The organism is Streptomyces sp. NBC_00988, assembly GCF_045162645.1.
GTDB lineage: Bacteria > Actinomycetota > Actinomycetes > Streptomycetales > Streptomycetaceae > Streptomyces.
In genome coordinates this window covers 244860-262975 of sequence record NZ_CP108730.1, presented here as the reverse complement: position 1 = coordinate 262975, position 18116 = coordinate 244860, and the positions used below count along the sequence as shown (strand labels likewise).

Genomic DNA, 18116 nt, shown 5'->3' with positions numbered 1-18116 from the left:
GACTTGCTGCGGGTGCGCGCCGGGCTCCCATCGCGGCATCGATCCGTCCTGGGCCTGCTTCGACTCCATCCTTCCAGCGCAACGCCCCCACTCGCAGGGTCGAGCCTGTCGTACAGCTGTGCTTTCGCGTCGGCCTCCTCGGCACGCCAGATCACATTCACATGAATGACTTAAATGGTTATAGTCAATTCGGTTGTTGTCTCGCCACTCAACAGGAAGCGAACCCATGTCGAACCTGCGTCTGCGTGCTGATCTCGCCGGCATCCCGGACTACAAGCCGGGCAAGACGGCCTCTCCCAGCTCGGGGCCGGGCCCTTTCAAGCTCTCGTCGAACGAGAACCCGTACGCACCGGTCCCGTCCGTCCTGGCCGCCATCGCTATTCAGGCCGAATCAGTCAACCGCTATCCGGAGACCGCCGCACGCGAACTCGTCACGGGACTGTGCGAGCGATACGGGGTGAAGGCGGCCAATGTCGTGCTCGGCAGCGGTTCATCCGAGGTCATCTCCCAGATCATCCGCGCCACAGCCGGACATGGAGACGAAGTCGTCTTCCCCTGGCGGTCCTTCGAGGCGTACCCGCTACTCACGGTTGCCGCCGGGGCCGTACCCGTCCGGGTGCCCCTCAACGAGCGGCACGAGCACGACTTTGACGCCATGGCCGCGGCCATCACCGAGCGCACTCGACTCATCATCGTCTGCAATCCGAACAACCCCACCGGTACGACGGTCGGTCGGGCGGAACTCGACGCTTTCCTCGAACGGGTGCCCAGCGACGTGACTGTGCTCATCGACGAGGCGTACGTACACTTCAACCGGCGCCCCGACACCGTGCAGGGAATAGACGTCTTCCGTCGCCGCCCCAACGTGGCACTCGCCCACACCTTCTCGAAGGCGTACGGCCTGGCCGGACTACGCGTCGGTTACGCCATCGCCCCGGCCGCCCTGGCAGCGGCGCAGCGCAAGGTGGCGCTGCCGTTCGCCGTCACCTCCCTCGCCCAGGCGGCAGCCGTTGCCTCACTACGTGCGGAGGCCGAACTCGCCGAACGTGTCGACGCACTTGTGGCTGAGCGCGACCGTGTCACCAAGGCTCTCGTTGATCAGGCCTGGGCGCTCCCCGAAACTCAGGCGAATTTCGTCTGGTTCCCGCTGGGTGCTGACGCGCTTGCCGGGGCGGAACTCTTCGAGGAACAGGGCCTGCTCGTTCGGCCCTTCGCGGGGGAGGGAATCCGGGTCACAGTGGCTGAGACCGCCGCGAACGACCGGGTCGTCGCGGCTGCCGCTGCCTTGGTCGCTGCTGGCCTGACGGGAGGCCTCGTCACGGAGAACAGAGTCTCCAACGCATCCTGACGCGTCGGCCTCCGAGCGTTCGGGTGTGTCTGGCCAGCGGCGTAACTCGAGTCGTGTGGGCCAGCCGTGAGTTGAGCCTGTTGAACAGCGTTTCCGCCCGAGCTGACCAGTCCCGAGTCCGCGCTGCGCCCGGCTCCAACCGGCATGGCCCGCCTTACCGAACGTGGGTACCAAGTTCTGGGTGTGTTCGCCACCGGCCTCGCCAACGACGACATTGCGAAACGGCTCTACCTGTCGACGTACACGGCCAAGGCACATTGCAAGCGGCTCATGGCCGAGGTAGGGGCGCGTGACCGGACTCAACTGGTAGTCGGCGCCTACCAGACGGGCTTCACCCGAAGCTAGTCCGTTCGACGGACCCGTGGTTCCCCGGTCTGCTGTGTGGAGCCGGGGCGGACCATGCCGGTCTCGTAGGCGATCACCACGAGTTGGGCGCGGTCCCGGGCGCTGAGTTTGGCCATGGCCCGGTTCAGGTGGGTCTTGACCGTCACCGGCGTGACGAAGAGTCGCTCGGCGATGTCCTGGTTGGAAAGGCCCGTCGCCACCAGAGTCATCACCTCGCGCTCCCGGGGGGTCAGGGTGGCCAGCCGGTCCGGATCGGTGGGACCGTGCGGTGCAGGCTGCGCGAGGAAACGGGAGATCAGGCTTCTTGTCGCGGCGGGAGACAACAGAGCCTCCCCCTTCGCGACCAGCCGGACGGCGTCGAGGAGTTGTGCGGGCTCGACGCCCTTGCCCAGAAACCCGCTCGCTCCGGCGCGCAGCGCTTCGGCGACGAACTCGTCCACTTCGAACGTGGTGAGCACCAGCACCTTCACTCCGGCCAGGTCCTCGTCCTGGCCGATCAGCCGGGTGGCTTCGAGGCCGTCGACCTCGGGCATTCGGATGTCCATCAACACGACCTCCGCCTGCTCACTGCGGGCCAACTCGACCGCCTCGCGACCGTTGGAGGCCTCCGCGACGACCTCCATGTCCGGCTGGGCGTCGATGAGCAGCCGGAAGGTGCCACGCAGCAGTGCCTGGTCGTCGGCGAGCAGGACACGAATGGTCATCAGGAACCTTTCGAGGAAAGGGTGACGGGGAGTTCAGCGAACACGTGGAAGCCGCCTTCCGGCCGAGGCCGGGCGGTGACTTTGCCGCCGATCGCGGCGGCGCGCTCGCGCATACCAATCAGGCCGTGACCCGTGCCGGCGCCGTTTGCCGTGCCGGGGCGGCCGTCGTCCGTCACCGTGATCCGCAGGCTCTCCGGTCGGTAGTCCAGCGCCACTTGGACGTGCGTGGCCGCCGCATGCTTGTGGGCGTTGGTGAGTGCCTCCTGGATGATGCGGTAGGCCGTCAGATCCGTGGTGGGCGCCACCCATTCCGGCTCGCCACTGCGTACAACTTCCACGGGTAGGCCACTGGTGCGGAAGGAGTCGACCAGGTCGTCGAGGCCGCTGAGGCTCGGAAGGGGGTGACGGGGTTCGGGGGCGTCGTCTGACTCGCGGAGCAGGCCGACCATGGCGCGCAGTTCGTCGAGTGCGTTACTGCTGTTCTCCTTGATGTGTGCGAGGGCCTGGTACGCCGTGTCCGGGTCAGTGCGCATGAGGTGTTGGGCCACCCCGGCCTGGGCGTTGACCAGAGTGATGTGGTGGGCGACGACATCGTGCAGGTCGCGGGCGATGCGGATGCGCTCCTCGGTGACCCGGCGGCGGGCTTCCTCCTCCCGGGTGCGTTCGGCGTCTTCGGCGCGGGCCACGACCCGGGCGAGGCGGATGCGGCGCCTGCCGACGGCGTCTCCGAGGGCGGTGGCCGCGATCGCCAGGTCGAGTCGTGCGAGAGCTTGTGCGGAGAAGGCCGGCTGCGAGGTGGCCATCGCGTAGGTGGTGGTGATGGCGATAGTCGCGGTGAGCCCCACGGCCCAGGCAGAGCGACGGTCAGTGTGGGTCGCGAAGGTGTACAGGGCGACCAGGCTTGCCGCCGGGGCCAGCCAGTATCCCGGCGCGTTGGCCATGTGAGCCAGGTCGATACCGAGCGTTACGACGACGACCGCCAGGGGCCAGCGGCTACGGACGACCAGGGGCGCGCAGGCCAGGACCGTCCAGCCGACTCCTTCGGCGCGGGGGAGGTGCCAGCCGTCCTTGCCCGCCGCGTTCGCCACCACGGCGATTGCCACCAGCAGCGCAGCCGGGAACGCGTCCCTGACCCGATCATGGCGAGTCCACCAGCTGAGCCATGTGTGTGTCACTTGCACCCCTTTACCGTACGCAGCGCGGGCCGGGGCGAGCGGCCCCGGCCCGCGCTGTCGACGGCTGATTCTCAGTCCGGGATCCCGGCCGACTGCGGCACGCGAACCGGGTTCGGGGTCCGGTCGGCGGGCTCATCGGGCGGGCCTTCCACCGAAACGCGGGGAAGGGTCCGGTCCAGCCAGCGTGGCAGCCACCAGTTCGCGCGTCCGCACAGGTGCATGAGGGCGGGTACGACGACCATCCGGATGAGCAGGGCGTCGAGCGCGACGGCTACGGCGAGGCTCAGACCGAATTCGGCGATCAAGCGCATCCCGCCGAAGACGAAGGAGCCGAAGACGCAGAACATGATGGCGGCGGCCACGGCGATCACCCTGCCGGTCTCGGCCTGGCCGACCCGGACCGCGCTCCGGTTGTCCCCGGTGCGGGCCCATTCCTCACGCATCCGACTGACCAGGAAGACCTGGTAGTCCATGGAGAGTCCGAACATGACGCCGATGATCAGGATCGGTACGAACGACTCGATCGGACCGGCCGACCCGGCCCCCAGCAGACCGCTGCCGAAACCGTGCTGGAAGACGAGGACGATCGAACCGAAGGCGACGCCGATGCTGAGGATGTTGAGCAGCGCACCGACGGCCGGGATCAGCAGACTACGGAAGGCGATGGTCAGCAACAGGAAGCCGAGCACGGCGATCACCGCCAGGAACATCGGCAGCTTGCCGATCAGCACCGATGCGAAGTCGTCGTTACTGGCCGTCGTACCCCCGATGTACACGTGTATCGAGGTGCCCTTCTCCAGCTGTGGGACCACGTCCGAGCGCAGATGGTCGATGAGGTCGGACGTCTTGACGGACTGCGGTGACGTGGTCGGCACCACGCTGATCACACCTACGTCCTGCCCGTCGCGCATCGGGGCCGCAGAGACGCTCGCCACGCCGTCGACCTGGCGAAGCTTGTCTGCCAGGTCGGCAGCCGCGACCTTGTCCGCGGCGGTGGGCGCCTGGACGGCCAGCACGAGCGGGCCGTTGAAGCCGGGGCCGAAGCCGTCGGCCATGATGTCGTACGCCTGACGGTTCGTCGACGATGTCGGCAGGTTGCCGTCGTCGGCCGAACCCAGGCGCAGGGACAGCGTGGGGAAAGCGACGGCTGTGACGATCACGACGGCGATGGCTCCGAGGATCCTCGGCCGGGCCTGGACTCGCGCGGCCCACCGCCCCCACAGCCCGGTCTCGTCGGGATGGTGATCGCCCCCGGCCAACTGCCTGCGCTGCTTACGGCTGAGGACCTTGAGTCCGATGAAGCCGAGAAGTGACGGCAGCAGGGTGATGGCGGCCAACACGGTCAGGATGACGGTGATGGCGGCGCCGATGACCATGCCGTTGAGGATGCCGAGGCGCAGTGTGAACATTCCGAGGAGCGCGATGACCACGGTCAGACCGGCGAAGATCACCGCGCGGCCGGATGTGTTGAGCGCCTTCGCCGTCGAGTCGCCGACGCTCATGCCGTCCATGAGGTTGTGGCGGTGGCGGTTGACGATGAACAGCGCGTAGTCGATGCCGACGCCGAGGCCGATCAGCGCGCCCAGGGTGAGGGTTGTGTCGGGGAGGGTGACGACATGGCTGAGCAGCATCACGGACAGGGAAGCGGTACCCACGCCGGCGACGGCCGTGATGATGGGCAGCACAGCCACCCACACCGCCCGGAAGACCAGTAGCAAGATGACGAACGCCGCGACGATGCCGAGCCCTTCACTGGCCGGGTTCGACGCGGGGGTGACGGAGAAGGCCTGGCCGTTGAGCGCGACATGGAGCGTCCCGGACTCAAGTGAGGTGGCGAGCTTCTCCACCGTCTTGGTCTGTGCGTCGCTGCTGCCCTCGGCGAAAGCGACGGTCGCGTACGCCGTCGTACGGTCCTTGCTGATCTGCTGATGACCCGCTGCTGTGTACGGGCTGCTCACGGACACCACACCTGGCGAGTGTGCGACCCGGTCGAGGGCGTGCGCGATGTTCCGCTGCACCGAAGCATCGGTCACCGTGCCGCTGCGCACCTGCCAGACCACGGTCCCGCTCTCGCCTGCCGAACTGCTCGCGCCCTGCTTCAGGAGAGCCATGGCCTTGGCCGAGTCGGTGTTCTGCGCGGTCGTGCTGTTGCCGAAGTTGGTCCCGGCCACGCTGAGCCCGGCTACCAGGGCGAACAACAAGCCCACCCAGGCCAGAAGGACGACGAGCCGGTGCCTATGGCACCAGCTGGCTAGAGCGGACATTTGGGGTCCTCCGGAGTTGTGCCACAGGGTTGTGCCGGCGATCTCCGGCATCGTCTCGAAGGTCGCACCCACGCGATCTCTCGTCATTGGCCCAGCGCAGACACTTGCGCCTACTGCGATCGCAGCAGACATCCGCGGCCAGTGGCGTAGCCCCTGAGACCTTGGCTTCGGGAGCGACCTCCACGCCTCTGCACCGTGGTGCGGAGGCGTGCGTGCAAGAGCGAGCCGCACAACGAGTCGAGGACGAGGTCGTCAAGGTCACCGCGGGCGTCGAGTTGAAGCATCTGGCCGGCTTTCTCGGCCAAGGTCATACGTGAGATCTGGTCGGCGACGCGTTCGTCGTCAGGCGTACTCGGACGGAGGCAGGGCTCGGGATGTGGGGGGTTTGGGGGCCGGTGGCGCGCACGGGCGGGTGGTTCATCCAGCCACTCCGTTCTGAACGGGCAACCGCGAGAGCTCGACGTCGAGGGTGTGATGTCCGGACGCCAGTTCGCGGTCGGCGTGGCCCGGCCAGCGAAAGACCGCGCTGCTGCCCCTGGGGATGGTCATCGAGACCGTCACGCGATCGTCCTGCCGGCGCCATTCGATGGAGACTCGGCCGTGGGGGGTCTGCAGTGCGCACCGAGCCCAGTCGATGCCCTCCGCAACCTGTGGTGCCACCAGGACTTCGCGGTAACCAGGGGTCAGGGGCGCGATGCCTCCGACGGTGCGATGGATCCAGTCGGCGACTGCCCCGAGCGCGTAGTGGTTGAAGCTGGTCATGTCGCCCGGGTTGATGCGGCCGTCCGGCAGCATTGAGTCCCAGCGCTCCCAGACGGTCGTCGCGCCCATGGTGACTGGGTACAGCCACGACGGGCATTCGCGCTGGAGAAGCAGACGGTACGCGGCGTCGATGTGCCCCGTCGAGCTCAGAGCGCCTGTGACGAAGGGCGTTCCGGCGAAGCCGGTCGAGATCCGGTGGCCGCTCGCCTCGACGAGTTGAGCCAGCCGGTCGCCGGCCCAGGCCTGTTCCGTTTCGTCGAGCACCCCGAACGCGATAGCCAGCGTGTAGACGGAGGCGCAGTCGCTCTTTATGCGCTGATTGCCGACGTAGTGGCGACGGAACGCGCCCCGGATGTTCGCGGCCGTAGAGGCGAATGCGGCGGATTCCACGGATTTACCCAGCAGCTGTGCCGCCTGCGCGACGAGCATCATCGTGCGGTACGCGCACGCGGTTGCTACCACGCCAGGGTCTGCTTTGGCGCGTTCGGGGTGTTCGGAGGGGGCGTCCGGGTCGAGCCAGTCGCCGAACTGGAAACCTGTGTCCCACAGGCCCGAAGGGGACAGCGATGCGCGGACCCTCCGCGCGTGGGCGAGCATCGTCGGGAACGTCTCGCTGAGGATCGTGATCTCGCCGTACGCCTCCCACAGTGCCCAGGGAACCCAGACAGCAGCGTCACTCCACAGGGCAACCGGGTGGCCGGTCGGTGGGCCGGCTGCCGCGTCGACGGCATGCTTGAGGATGTCAGGAACGACGAGCGGGACGACACCGGCATGGGAGTGCTCAAGCGTGAGGTCACGCAGCCAGTCGAGGAGGAAGTCCTTCACGTCGAACAGAAAAGCGGCCGTCGGCGCGAACGCTGAGAGGTCTCCCGTCCAGCCGAGGCGTTCGTCGCGTTGCGGGCAGTCGGTGGGGACGTCGACGAAATTGCCCTGCATTCCACGGACGACGTTCGCGTGGAAGGTCGTCAGATCCGGGTCGGAGCACTCGAACTCACCGGTCCGACGCAGGTCAGAGGAGATAACGACGGCGGTCACCGCGTCATCGACCGGAAGCCCTTCCGGCCAGTCTCTGAGCTCGGCGTAGCGAAACCCGTGGAAGGTCATGGTCGGCTCGAAGGTGTCGTCGCCGCCGCTCAACGTGAAGTGGTCGGTCGCCAGAGCCGAACGCAGTGGCCGTACGCACAGCTCGCCGTCTTCGAGAACCTCGGCGTGCCGTGCCGTGACGACCGTCCCCGCTGGTCCGCGCACACGGAGCTTGAGCCAGCCAACGATGTTCTGTCCGAAGTCGACGAGGATCGAGCCGGAAGCGCTGTGCCATGTTCTCTGCGGCTGCAGGTGGGCGATCCGTCGTACCGGCGGCGCGGGGTCGAGGCTGAGGTGGCTGCTGTCGTAGTCCACGATGCGGACACCGGCCCAGCCTTCGGCCTGAAATCCGGGGAGCAGCCAGGCATCGTCCTCACGTCGGGCATCGACGGCCTGGCCGTTGTACAGGTCGTCGGCGGTCACCGGCCCGGGGCCGGACATCCAGGACTCATTGGTCGCGACCACCGCCTCGTGGCCGTCGGCATAGGTCAGGCGAAGTTCAGCGAATGCAGCGATCTCTGGACCGTAGCGATGCGTCTCTATCCAGCCCAGCCGTCCGCGGTACCAGCCGTTGCCGACTGTGATCGCGAGTGTGGAGGTCTCGTCGACGAGATCGGTCACGTCGAGTTCGACGAAGTGCAGTCGCCACTCGTAGCTGGTCCACCCTGGAGTCAGTACGGCGTCCGTCACGGGCTGCCCGTTGATCCAGGCCTCACAGATGCCCAACGCGGACAGTCTCAGGGTGGCCGCGACCAGTCCTCCGTGCCCTGACTCGGTGGAGAATTCCCGGCGGAACCGCGGGGCTGAGTCGATGTCGTTTTCGGGCACGATGAAGCGCCCCGTCCAGATGGTCACGTAGATTCCAATTCACCAAGGAACGGTGGGGGGATAACGATGGGCTCAGCCCTTGAGGCCGCCTGCAAATCCTTGGACGATGTAGCGCTGCAGAGCGAAGTACGCAATCAGGATCGGCACGATGCTGATGATGATCCCGGCGAAAATAAGATTCCATTGGGCGCCGTATTGGCCCACGAATCCGTAGACGGCAACAGTGATCGTCTTGTTCCCCGAACCCGACAGGTAGAGCAGTGGTTGCAGGAAGTCATTCCAAGTGAACACTGCATTCAGGATGATGACCGTTCCTGTGATCGGCCGCATCAGGGGGAATACCACCGACCAGAAGGCGCGGAATGCGCTGGCGCCGTCGAGCGCGGCAGCCTCTTCGAAATCGTGGGGCAGTGCGCGCATGAAGCCGGCGTACAGGAAGATCGTGAACGGCATCGATTGGCCGACGTTCGCAAGAATGACGCCGCTGAGCGAGCCGAGCAGGTGGATGTCGCGCATCGTCTGGTACAGCGGGAGCAGAGCGAGCTGCATCGGAAGCAGGAGTCCCGCAAGGAATGCGAAGTAGCTGACGGTGGACCATCGAGAGCGCAGCCGGGAGAGGGGGTAGGCCGCGGACGAAGCGAAGATGACCAGGAAGACGATGGTCAGGACCGTGACGATCGCGCTGTTGATGAGCCCGCCGCCGAGAGCGCCCTGGTGCCAGGCATCGACGAAGTTTTGGAGGGTCGGATGCTTGGGAAGTGCAAGGGTCGAGCTCTGGTCTGCAGGAGCCTTGAAGGCGGTGTTGAAGAGCAGAAAGATTGGGAAAATGAATACCAAGGCTGTCAGGATCATGACGGCCTCAAGTACCCCTGTCCTCCATGTGTAGCGATACATCTCAGCCTTCGTTCTTCGAGATCATCCGATACTGAAACGCCGATGCCGCAGCCACGAACAGGGTTAGTACGACGGCCAGGGCGGCGCCGTTACTGAATCGCCCCAACTGGAAGGCGTTTTTGTAGATCAGCGTCGAGATGGTGTCGGTGGCGCCGCCGGGTCCACCCTGGGTCATCACGAGGACTTGGTCGAACAGTTTGAAGCCCCCGATAAGGGAGAGCATCAAGTTGATCGTGATCGCCGGAGCCAGCATCGGCCGGACGATGTACCAGAATCGCCGGATCGGGCCGGCTCCGTCGATCGCCGCCGCTTCGATCACCTCGTCGGGAATTCCCTGGAGTCCTGCGAGAAAAATGACCATGGAATATCCGACGAACTGCCAGATGACGACCGCGATGATCGCCCAGATCGCGACTTTCGGGTCGCCGAGCCAGTTCTGGCGCATTCCGCCGAGGCCGATGTCCTTGAGGATCTGGTTGAGTGCCCCATCCGGGGCGAGGAGGTTCTGCCAGAGGAACCCCACCGCGATCGACGTGATCACCACCGGTGCGAAGAAGAGAACCCGCAGGAAGTTCCGCGATTTGATCTGCGAGTTCACGCCGAGGGCGATGAGCAGGCCGATGGCATTCTGAACAACTGTGACAGTTACAGCGATCAGCAGGGTGTTCTTGATCGCGGTCAGGCTGTTCGTGTCGTCGAAGATCGACCGGAACTGATGGAAGCCCACCCAGTGCCTGACCGACGAGACACCGTCCCAGTCGGTGAAGGCGAAGAGGCTGCCCTGTACCGCAGGAACGATCACCGCGAACGCGTAGAGAGCGGCTGCGGGAAGAACGAACCACCACACCGACTGTGCGTAACTGCGATACCGACGCCTCGATCTCAAGGCTGGCGCGTCCGTGCGCGCCGGAACAGTGCTTGTTGTTGCCATGATGAGACTCCTTGCTGTCCCTCGCAGAAGGACAGCGCGGTGCACACGTTCCTTGCGTCGCGCTGTCCGTTCTTCCAGCTCATCCCTTGTAAGCGGCATCCATTGCGGCGAGTACGTCCTTGACCGAGGCCTGTCCGCCCAGGAGCTTCTGCATCTCGTCCTGGTAGACCTGGGTCATGTTGGCGTTCGGCCAGGTCTGGTCGGGGAAAGCGGCGGTCTTGTCGCTGTGCACCTGGTCGGAGACCCCCGCCAGAGTCGGCGCGGGCTTGAATCCCTCCACCGCGGTGCTGGGGAAGATGGATCCGGCCTTGACCGCGATGTCCATGCCTTTCTTGGACATGTAGAAGTCGAGGAACTTCTTCCCCAGCGTGACGTTGCCCTTGGCGTTGACGCCGTATCCCGCGCCCAGGCCGACCGGCAGGACTGTCTGCGAGGGGTCGTCCGTTGCGGGGAGCGCGGCGGTCTCGAACGACGTACCGCTCGGGGCGTACTTCTCGATGTCCACGATCTGGTTGCTCACCGTCACGATGCCGAGGGCGCCCCCCGTGGCGACCTGCTTCTGCGCGATCTCGAGGCTCGTTCCGAGCGAGTCCTTGGTGAAGCACCCGGCGTCGAGCATCTGCTTGTACTTCGTCAGCGCCGTAGTCCACTCGGAGTCGCTGAACGTCGCCTTGCCGGCCGCCTGTTGCGCCGAGAAGTCCGGGTTCGGTCCGTACACGAGAGTGGCCGTGAGAGCGAAGGGAAGGTAGTTGAAAGTACCGCCGGCGAGTCCGGCCATCGCGTAGGCAACCTTGCCCTTGGCCTTCGCGGCCGAGCAGAGGCCGAGCACCTGGCTCCACGTGGTGGGTGCCGTCTTTCCGACGGCCTTGAGTGCCTGCGTGTTGTACGTGGCGGGGACGATGGTCGAGTTGTTGGCGACCATCAGCACCTTGCCGTCGGCGCTCATGACTTTCTTGGTCGCTTCGTTGAATTTCGAAGCCCAGCTCTCGGAGGAGAGGTCTGCGAGGTACTGGCCCTTGGCCAGGGTCTGTGCCGAGATCGGGTTTCCCTTGCCCGGGAACACGACGTCGACATCGGATGCGGTGCCCGAGACGAGCTGGGTGTTGATCTGCGTCAGGATGGCCGGCCAGGGATAGCCGGTCGACTTGACCTTGACCCCCGGATTGTCCTTCTCGAACTGGGCAATGACCGCCTTCATCACGGTGTCATTGGACCAACCGGCAACCGTGAGGGTCTTGCTGCCGCTGCCGGAGGTGGCCGAGGCGGAATTCGGGTCGGTCGAACATCCGGCCAGTGCCAGAGCTGTGGCCGCACCGACACTGGCGACCGCGAGTGCGCGGTTTCTTCGCATGAAATTCTCCATTGGATTTCAAACGTGGAGCCTGGACGTTACGGGCCCGCACAAATCGGGACTCGTCCGGCGATGTGCTAGTGACCGTAGGACTCGAGGGTGAGAGTGTCAACCGGTCTACAAAAACTGGCTCGCGAAGCTCCAAGGCGGCCGGTGGGGCGGTGATCTGGAGCAGAAGTGCTGCTCAGGCGACAGTGCTCAGGCATGCGCGATCGAATTCGGCGGCGACCGGTCTACAAGATCGGGGCGTGAACCGGATGTGCGGTGGTAGCCTCGCGCATGGTTTCAAGAAGGAGGGCAACCGTGGGATCGGATGCGTCCGCCGGTGCTGCTCGGCGTCCCTCGATGGACGACGTGGCCCGGGCTGCTGGAGTGTCCAAAGGGGCGGTGTCCAAGGTGATCCGCAACGCGTACGGGGTCAGCGATGCCATGCGGACGCGCGTGGAGGACGCGATCCGGGAACTGGGGTACCGGCCCCGCATCGCGGCCAGGGCCATGAGGGGGTCGAGCTTCAGCATCGGTCTGGAGATCCCCAACCTCGGCAACGACTTCCTGACCCAGATCATGCAGGGTGCGGCCGCGCAGTTGGCGGGTTCGAGCTACCAACTCATGATCGCCCCAGGAATCGGCGAGCTCAGCGGTGAGCCGGTCCTGGAGAATCTGGCCGACCGCCAGGTCGACGGACTCATCGCGATCTCGCCCGAGGTCACACCAGCCTGGCTCGAGACTCTCGCCCTCGAGCTTCCCGTTGTCCTCATCGGACGCCACGACGCCTCCGTCAACTACGACACGGTCACCAATGACGACGTCGCAGGTACGACGTTGGCCCTCGACCATCTGCGCACTCTGGGGCATGAGCGGATCGCGCACCTCACGATGCGGATGCAGCCGGAGGCCCAGGCGCGCGCCCCGCACTCGCTCCGCCTGCTGACGTACGAGCAGATGACCGCCGACGCCGGCCTGGACTCGATCGTCGAATACTGCGGTGACGCACAGGACGACGCTTACGCCGTAGCACGCGAACTGATAAGCCGTGATCCCTCGATCACTGCCATCTTCGCCGGGCACGACACCCTGGCGATCGGCGTGCTTCGTGCGCTCGCGGATCTGGGACTGACCACCAAGGACGTCTCCGTAGTGGGGTATGACGACATCCAGCTCGCCGGCCACCCGATGGTGTCCCTTTCGAGCGTCTCGCAGTTCGGCGAGAAGATGGGCGCGATCGCGATAGAGCTGCTGATGGAGCGGATCTCCACCGGGCGAACGGCTGCGCGCCACTACCAGATCCACCCGGAGCTACGCGTCAGAGCCTCGTCGCAGGCCGCACGCAGCCGCACTCGGCCCGAGAGCCGCACGGGAAGCTGAGCGCCGGACACCCAGAGCCAGACCGAGTCCGGTGCATTGGATCTGCCGAGGGTCAGCGCCTGCATCAGGATCAGTTGAGTTCGATCAGGCCGAGTCGGGCGGCTTCTGTGACGGTGCCGGCGCGGTTCTCGGTGCCGAGCTTGCGGTAGATGCGGACGAGATGGGTCTTGATCGTTGCCTCAGCCAGATGCAGGGTGCCGGCGATCGTCCGGTTCGTGTGTCCATGGGCCACGAGCCGGACGACTTCGATCTCGCGCTCGCTCAGCATCGGACCCGACTCGGCCGGATGCCCGATGAACTGCGCCGCGGCCTCAGGTGCCAGCGCCATGCCTCCGGCCGCCGCGGCACGTACGGCGCGGAAGAGTTCCTCGGGAGGGCCCGCCTTGAGGACGTAGCCGCGCGCGCCGGCCTCCACGGCTCGCAGGACGTCGGCCTGGTGGCCGTGGCTGGTGAGTACGACGACCCGGGCAGTGGTGGAGGTGGCCAGGATCCGGCGGGTCGCCTCGATGCCGTCGATGACGCCGTCTGCCGCACCGGTGTCCGACAGCCGGAGGTCCATCAGCACCACATCGGGGCGCAGTTGCTCCACCAGATGCACCGCGTCGGTGCCGTCGCCGGTTTCGCCGACGACGGCAAAGCCGGGTTCGCTGTCAAGGAGTGCACGCAGACCGGCTCGTACGACGGTGTGGTCGTCCACGATCAGTATCCGCAGTGCTGGACCAGGATTTTCGTTCATCGGGCGCCCACCGGGATCCGGTCCTTGGCCTGCAGGGTCGCCCGGACGCGGGTGCCCTGTCCAGGCGTGCTGTCGATGGTGAGGGTGCCGCCGAACACCTTCAGCCGGTCACGTGCCGCGGCCAGCCCGAATCCGCGACCTGTGCCTGGCGGTAGCAGGGCCGTGGGGCCGAACCCCACTCCGTCGTCCAGGACCTCGATGGCCGCGCTCCCCGCGTCGCCGTAGGTCAGAGTGACGCGTACGTGCCTGGCGCGTGCGTGTTCGCAGGCGTTGGCCAGGACTCCCTGAGTGACCCGCAGGAGGGCCACGGCCTGATCTGTGCGCAGGGGGCAGGGCTCGTACTCGGTACGGAAGGTGATCCCGGGCGACCCGGCTACGGCGCCGGTGCGGGCGCACAAGTCGCGCAGCGCCGCCTCCAAGCCGTCTCGCGCGAGCAGGGGCGGAGTGAGGTCGTCGATGATGCCGCGGGTCTGCGCGAGATGCTCGCCGAGAGCTCCGGTCACCGACCGTACCTGCCGCCGGGCAATGTCTGGTCGGCGGTCCCAGTCCCGTTCGGCGGCCTGCAGCAGCATGCGGCTGCCCGAGAGTTCCTGGGCGAGCGTGTCGTGCAGGTCCCGAGCGATCCGGGCTCGCTCGGCGAGCCGTCCGGCCTCTCGCTGCTGCTGTGCCAACTCGCCCCGTGCGGCGGTGAGTTCGCGGGCAAGTTGCTGCTGGGCGTGGTACAGGAACACGGTCGCCCACAGGGCGGCAACCGGTGGTGCCAGCACATCGGCGTCGAAGCCACCACCGGCCCGCAACAGAGCCGCCACCAGTAGTGCCGTGAGGCTGCCGAGCGCGATGACCACTGCCGCCCGAGTGGGCATCCGCAGCGCCAGTACGGCCAGCGGCACGGCCAGCCATGCGTACCCGAAGGCAAGCTGCGTCGGGAGGGTCCATGCCACCCAGGACCACAGCAGCATGAGAAGGCCGAGCCAGGCAGGTTGGGCCCAGCGGCCCAGCCGATCCCACCGGGCCAACCCGGCTGCGTACAGCAGGGCCAGCGCGGCCGTGGGCGGCGCGATGCGCCAGCACAGCTCGTGGTTCAGCTCGAAGAGCCGCACCAGAGTGCCGACGACGGCGACCAGGAACACCAGGTGCGGGAGACACCGCGCGGAGACAGAGGGTCGACGTACGGCGAAGGCGGTGAGGGGCACGGCTGCGGCTCCCTGGGGCGGGCCGGGCGGAGGCGACAACAGGGCCAGAAGTGTAAGCCGGGACCTGTTTGAACGCTGTAAACGCCCAGATGGGGCCGTGCCCGCGCTGATGTCAGCTCCCCGGATGCAGACCGAGCCAGCCCGGCGACGGATCACCCTTGACCTCGCCGAAGTACAGGGAGAACGTCTGCCGCAGCCGTTCGGCCGCGGCGCGGTCCTCCATGAACCTGGGGAAGCCGTCGACGTGGGCGTTCGGCAACTCCCACACCGGCTTCAGGCTGGCATTCGGTGTGACGTCCGTACGCACCGACCAGCCGTTGAAGCTGGCCAGCTGGCGCTCCTCGGAGAGCACCCAGTTCAGGTACAACTTCGCCGCGGTCGGGTTTTCCGCCTTCTTCAGGATCGCGGCCCGCTGCCCCCAGGCCATGAAGGGGTGGTCGCCGGTCGGAACGACCCACTTCACAGTGGTCGACGTGGAGACCGTGCTGCCCGAGCCGCCCACTCCGATGGTCTTCACCCCGCCGTTGACCGCGGCGCCCGGGGTGTTCGTACCCCGGGCGAACTGGGGCTGCTGCGCGGCGAACTGCGCCACCCAGTCCCAGCCGTACTGCTGCTGGTACAGGGAGTAGAGGTACAGCACCGCGTCGTCGTCGTTCGGGTACGAGGAGGCGATGGCACCCTTCCAGCGCTCGTCGAGCAGGTCCAGCGGCGTCCTGGGCGCGGTCGCCCCAGCGGCCTGGATGTCGTACATGAAGCTGAAGGCGATCACCATGAGCGCCGTCCACGCGCCGTCCGGGTCCTTGAAGCCCTTGTGGACCTTGGAGAAGCCGGCAGGCTTGTAACGCAGCAGCTTGCCCTCCTGCTTCCAACGGGTGAAGTCCTGGAGCGTCTGCAACTGCACGACGTCAGGGACCAGAGTGTCGGTCGCGAGCTGGTTGTCCACGCGGACGTCGTGGTACTTGCTGTAGTCCACGGCGACCGTCAGCGGGACCTTCGGGAAGCGGGCGGCCCAGGCGGCCCGTACCCCCGCTGCCTGGCCGTCGACGTCTCCGCCCTGGTAGAGGACGAGCTTGCCGCCTTCGGCGATCGCCGCCTCGTAGAGCTCGTCGATGGAGCGGGTCTCCTCGCGAACACCCGTGAGTGAGGCGCTGACGGGGGTAGCCGCCTGCGCATCGGTCGCGACGGCCGCGGCGGCACCGCCGAGGGCGACACCGGCTCCGGTGGTGAGCAGCCGGCGCCTGCTGAAGTTCCTGGGCATCGTGGGGGTCCTCCTGCTGGTTCCGCCGCCACATTCTGTAGGCGGCGGCGCCCCCATCGTGCCGATGAACTGTGTTGTTTCGCGTCGTCCAAAGGCTGCCTACAGGTTCAATCGTTCGGTTGAACGGATGTGATCAGCATCGGTGGTGGCGGTACTTCGGAGGCGACTTGGTCCTTGGACAGGTCCTCTCGTTGGCGTCGGTCAGGGCCGAACTCCTCGGCGCCGACCGGGCGTTGGTCCAGTCGACGGGATGGCCATGGTGGCTGCCCGCGTACGACACCCCGCACAGTCTCGAACCTGACGGCACGCGCGCCGTCCTTACCGAGGTCCTGGTGGCCCTGCAGCACTCCGAGCGCCCCGACCGCCGGGCGTTCCTCGCCGTCGGCGCCGCCGACCTGGCCGGTGTCTCCAGCAATCGGTTGAAACTGCGGCAAAGCCCGGATACTTGGGAACGGAGAAGTGCGGGCTCGGCGAGGGAACGATCTGGGGCGGCAGCGACGGCTCGTACCAAGACCATCGCCGCCATGGCAAAACACGACGGGAGTATGGGACGGCGCGGTGCTGTTCATCGGGGCTCTCCTTCGTGGATACCCCCGGCTTCAGCCGGGGGAGGAAGCGAAGCTCCTGCGGAGCGGGGCAGGGAAGGCCGGTTCGCTGTCAGGGCGTGCCGGCGTCCGCCGTCTACCGGCCGGCACCCTCTACTCGCACGGGGGCCGAGAGGATGTGAGGTATGGCGCGGCAGGTCAAGCGGGCGTTCAGGTACCGCTGTTACCCCACGGGCGAGCAGGCGGCCGGGTTGTCGCGTACGTTCGGTTGTGTCCGCCTCGTCTACGACAAGGCGCTGGAGGAGCGGACACGGGCCTGGTGCGGGGAGCAGCGCCGCGTTTCTTACGTCCAGTCGTCGGCCGCGCTGACTCAATGGAAGAAGACCGAGGAACTGGCCTTCCTGGCGGAGGCGTCCTCGGTTCCGCTCCAGCAGGCGCTGCGTCATCTTCAGGCGGCGTTCGGGAACTTCTTCGCCCGGCGTGCGAAGTACCCGCGCTTCAAGTCCCGGAAGGAGTCCCGGGCGTCGGCCGAATACACCCGCTCGGCCTTCACGTGGCGCGAGGGCCGTCTGACTCTGGCGAAGATGGCCGGTGCGCTGGACATCCGCTGGTCGCGTCCCCTGCCGGAGGGCAGCGAGCCGACCACGGTGACGGTGTCCCGCGACAGTGCGGGTCGCTGGTTCGTGTCCCTGTTGTGCGAGGACACCATCGCCCCGGCCGCCACCACAGCGGCCGTCGGCCTGGACGCCGGGATCACCTCCCTGGTGACGCTGTCCACCGGGGAAAAAGTCGCCAACCCCAAGCATGAGAGGCGTGACCGCGCGCGGCTGGCCCGGGCGCAGCGTGAGCTGTCGCGCAAGGTGAAGGGCTCGGTGAACCGGGAGAAGGCCCGCCGCAGGGTCGCCCGCGTGCATGCGCGGATCGCCGACCGGCGCCGCGACTTCCTGCACAAGCTGTCGACTCGTCTCGTCCGTGAGAACCAAACGGTCGTGATCGAGGACCTCGCCGTCCGCAACCTGCTGAAGAGCGGCAGGCTCGCCCGCGCCATCTCGGACGCGTCGTGGACGGAACTGCGCTCCATGCTGGAGTACAAGTGCGCCTGGTACGGGCGCGAACTCGTCGTGATCGACCGCTGGTTCCCCAGCAGCAAGCTGTGCGGGGCCTGCGGCACGGTCGCGGCGACGATGCCGCTGAACGTCCGGGAGTGGACGTGCGACTGCGGCGCCGTACATGACCGCGACATCAACGCGGCCCGCAACATCAAGGCGGCCGGGCTGGCCGTCTCGGCCTGTGGAGCTGGTGTAAGGAGCCATCCGCTTACCGATCAACGGGCC

At 66.7% G+C, this 18116-nt stretch carries 13 protein-coding genes and 1 pseudogene; 4 read left to right on the top strand and 10 right to left on the bottom strand.

Annotated elements, in window-relative coordinates:
* Window positions 1-226 precede the first annotated feature (226 nt).
* Both hisC and OG496_RS01185 read left to right on the top strand, forming a co-directional pair.
* Window positions 227-1348: a histidinol-phosphate transaminase gene (gene hisC / locus OG496_RS01190; protein ID WP_405969156.1), complete on the top strand. Its 1122-nt coding sequence runs from the start codon at window positions 227-229 to the stop codon at window positions 1346-1348.
* 144 nt (window positions 1349-1492) lie between these two features.
* The gene (locus OG496_RS01185) at window positions 1493-1693 is read left to right on the top strand and encodes a response regulator transcription factor (protein ID WP_405969155.1); all 201 of its coding nucleotides are present in this window, start codon (window positions 1493-1495) and stop codon (window positions 1691-1693) included.
* On the opposite strand, the gene OG496_RS01180 is transcribed toward OG496_RS01185, so the two are convergent.
* The 7 genes from OG496_RS01180 to OG496_RS01150 form a co-directional block, all read right to left on the bottom strand.
* Entirely contained in the window at window positions 1690-2397 is a 708-nt protein-coding gene (locus tag OG496_RS01180; protein ID WP_405969154.1) for a response regulator, read from the bottom strand. The genes OG496_RS01185 and OG496_RS01180 overlap by 4 nt on opposite strands.
* Window positions 2397-3572, bottom strand: a complete 1176-nt coding sequence (locus OG496_RS01175; protein ID WP_405969153.1) for a sensor histidine kinase — start codon at window positions 3570-3572, stop codon at window positions 2397-2399. Before OG496_RS01175 ends, OG496_RS01180 begins: the two co-directional genes overlap by 1 nt.
* Before the next feature lie 71 nt (window positions 3573-3643).
* Window positions 3644-5836 (bottom strand): MMPL family transporter, encoded by a 2193-nt coding sequence (locus OG496_RS01170; protein ID WP_405969152.1) that lies wholly within the window; start codon window positions 5834-5836, stop codon window positions 3644-3646.
* A gap of 417 nt (window positions 5837-6253) precedes the next feature.
* Complete coding sequence (locus OG496_RS01165) at window positions 6254-8509, bottom strand: family 78 glycoside hydrolase catalytic domain (RefSeq protein ID WP_405976532.1); 2256 nt, start codon at window positions 8507-8509, stop codon at window positions 6254-6256.
* A 72-nt stretch (window positions 8510-8581) separates the two neighbouring features.
* The gene (locus OG496_RS01160) at window positions 8582-9361 is read right to left on the bottom strand and encodes a carbohydrate ABC transporter permease (protein ID WP_405969151.1); all 780 of its coding nucleotides are present in this window, start codon (window positions 9359-9361) and stop codon (window positions 8582-8584) included.
* A 43-nt stretch (window positions 9362-9404) separates the two neighbouring features.
* Window positions 9405-10334 carry a sugar ABC transporter permease gene (locus tag OG496_RS01155; protein ID WP_329348958.1) on the bottom strand — a complete coding sequence of 310 codons (930 nt, stop codon included), beginning with the start codon at window positions 10332-10334 and terminating at the stop codon, window positions 9405-9407.
* A gap of 79 nt (window positions 10335-10413) precedes the next feature.
* On the bottom strand, window positions 10414-11685 hold the full coding sequence (locus tag OG496_RS01150) for an extracellular solute-binding protein (RefSeq protein ID WP_329348957.1): 1272 nt from the start codon (window positions 11683-11685) through the stop codon (window positions 10414-10416).
* 303 nt (window positions 11686-11988) lie between these two features.
* Between OG496_RS01150 and OG496_RS01145 the strand changes: the two genes are divergently transcribed.
* Window positions 11989-13050 (top strand): LacI family DNA-binding transcriptional regulator, encoded by a 1062-nt coding sequence (locus tag OG496_RS01145; RefSeq protein ID WP_405969150.1) that lies wholly within the window; start codon window positions 11989-11991, stop codon window positions 13048-13050.
* Between the two features lie 70 nt (window positions 13051-13120).
* Here OG496_RS01145 and OG496_RS01140 read toward each other — a convergent pair whose 3' ends face one another.
* The 3 genes from OG496_RS01140 to OG496_RS01130 form a co-directional block, all read right to left on the bottom strand.
* The gene (locus OG496_RS01140; RefSeq protein ID WP_405969149.1) at window positions 13121-13786 is read right to left on the bottom strand and encodes a response regulator; all 666 of its coding nucleotides are present in this window, start codon (window positions 13784-13786) and stop codon (window positions 13121-13123) included.
* Complete coding sequence (locus OG496_RS01135) at window positions 13783-14979, bottom strand: sensor histidine kinase (RefSeq protein WP_405969148.1); 1197 nt, start codon at window positions 14977-14979, stop codon at window positions 13783-13785. The genes OG496_RS01140 and OG496_RS01135 overlap by 4 nt, the downstream gene beginning before the upstream one ends.
* 112 nt (window positions 14980-15091) lie before the next feature.
* Complete coding sequence (locus tag OG496_RS01130) at window positions 15092-16237, bottom strand: ABC transporter substrate-binding protein (protein ID WP_405969147.1); 1146 nt, start codon at window positions 16235-16237, stop codon at window positions 15092-15094.
* Between the two features lie 730 nt (window positions 16238-16967).
* Here OG496_RS01130 and OG496_RS01125 point away from each other — a divergent pair.
* Window positions 16968-18089: pseudogene (locus tag OG496_RS01125) on the top strand (RNA-guided endonuclease InsQ/TnpB family protein); the annotation flags it as partial.
* Between the last annotated feature and the right edge of the window lie 27 nt (window positions 18090-18116).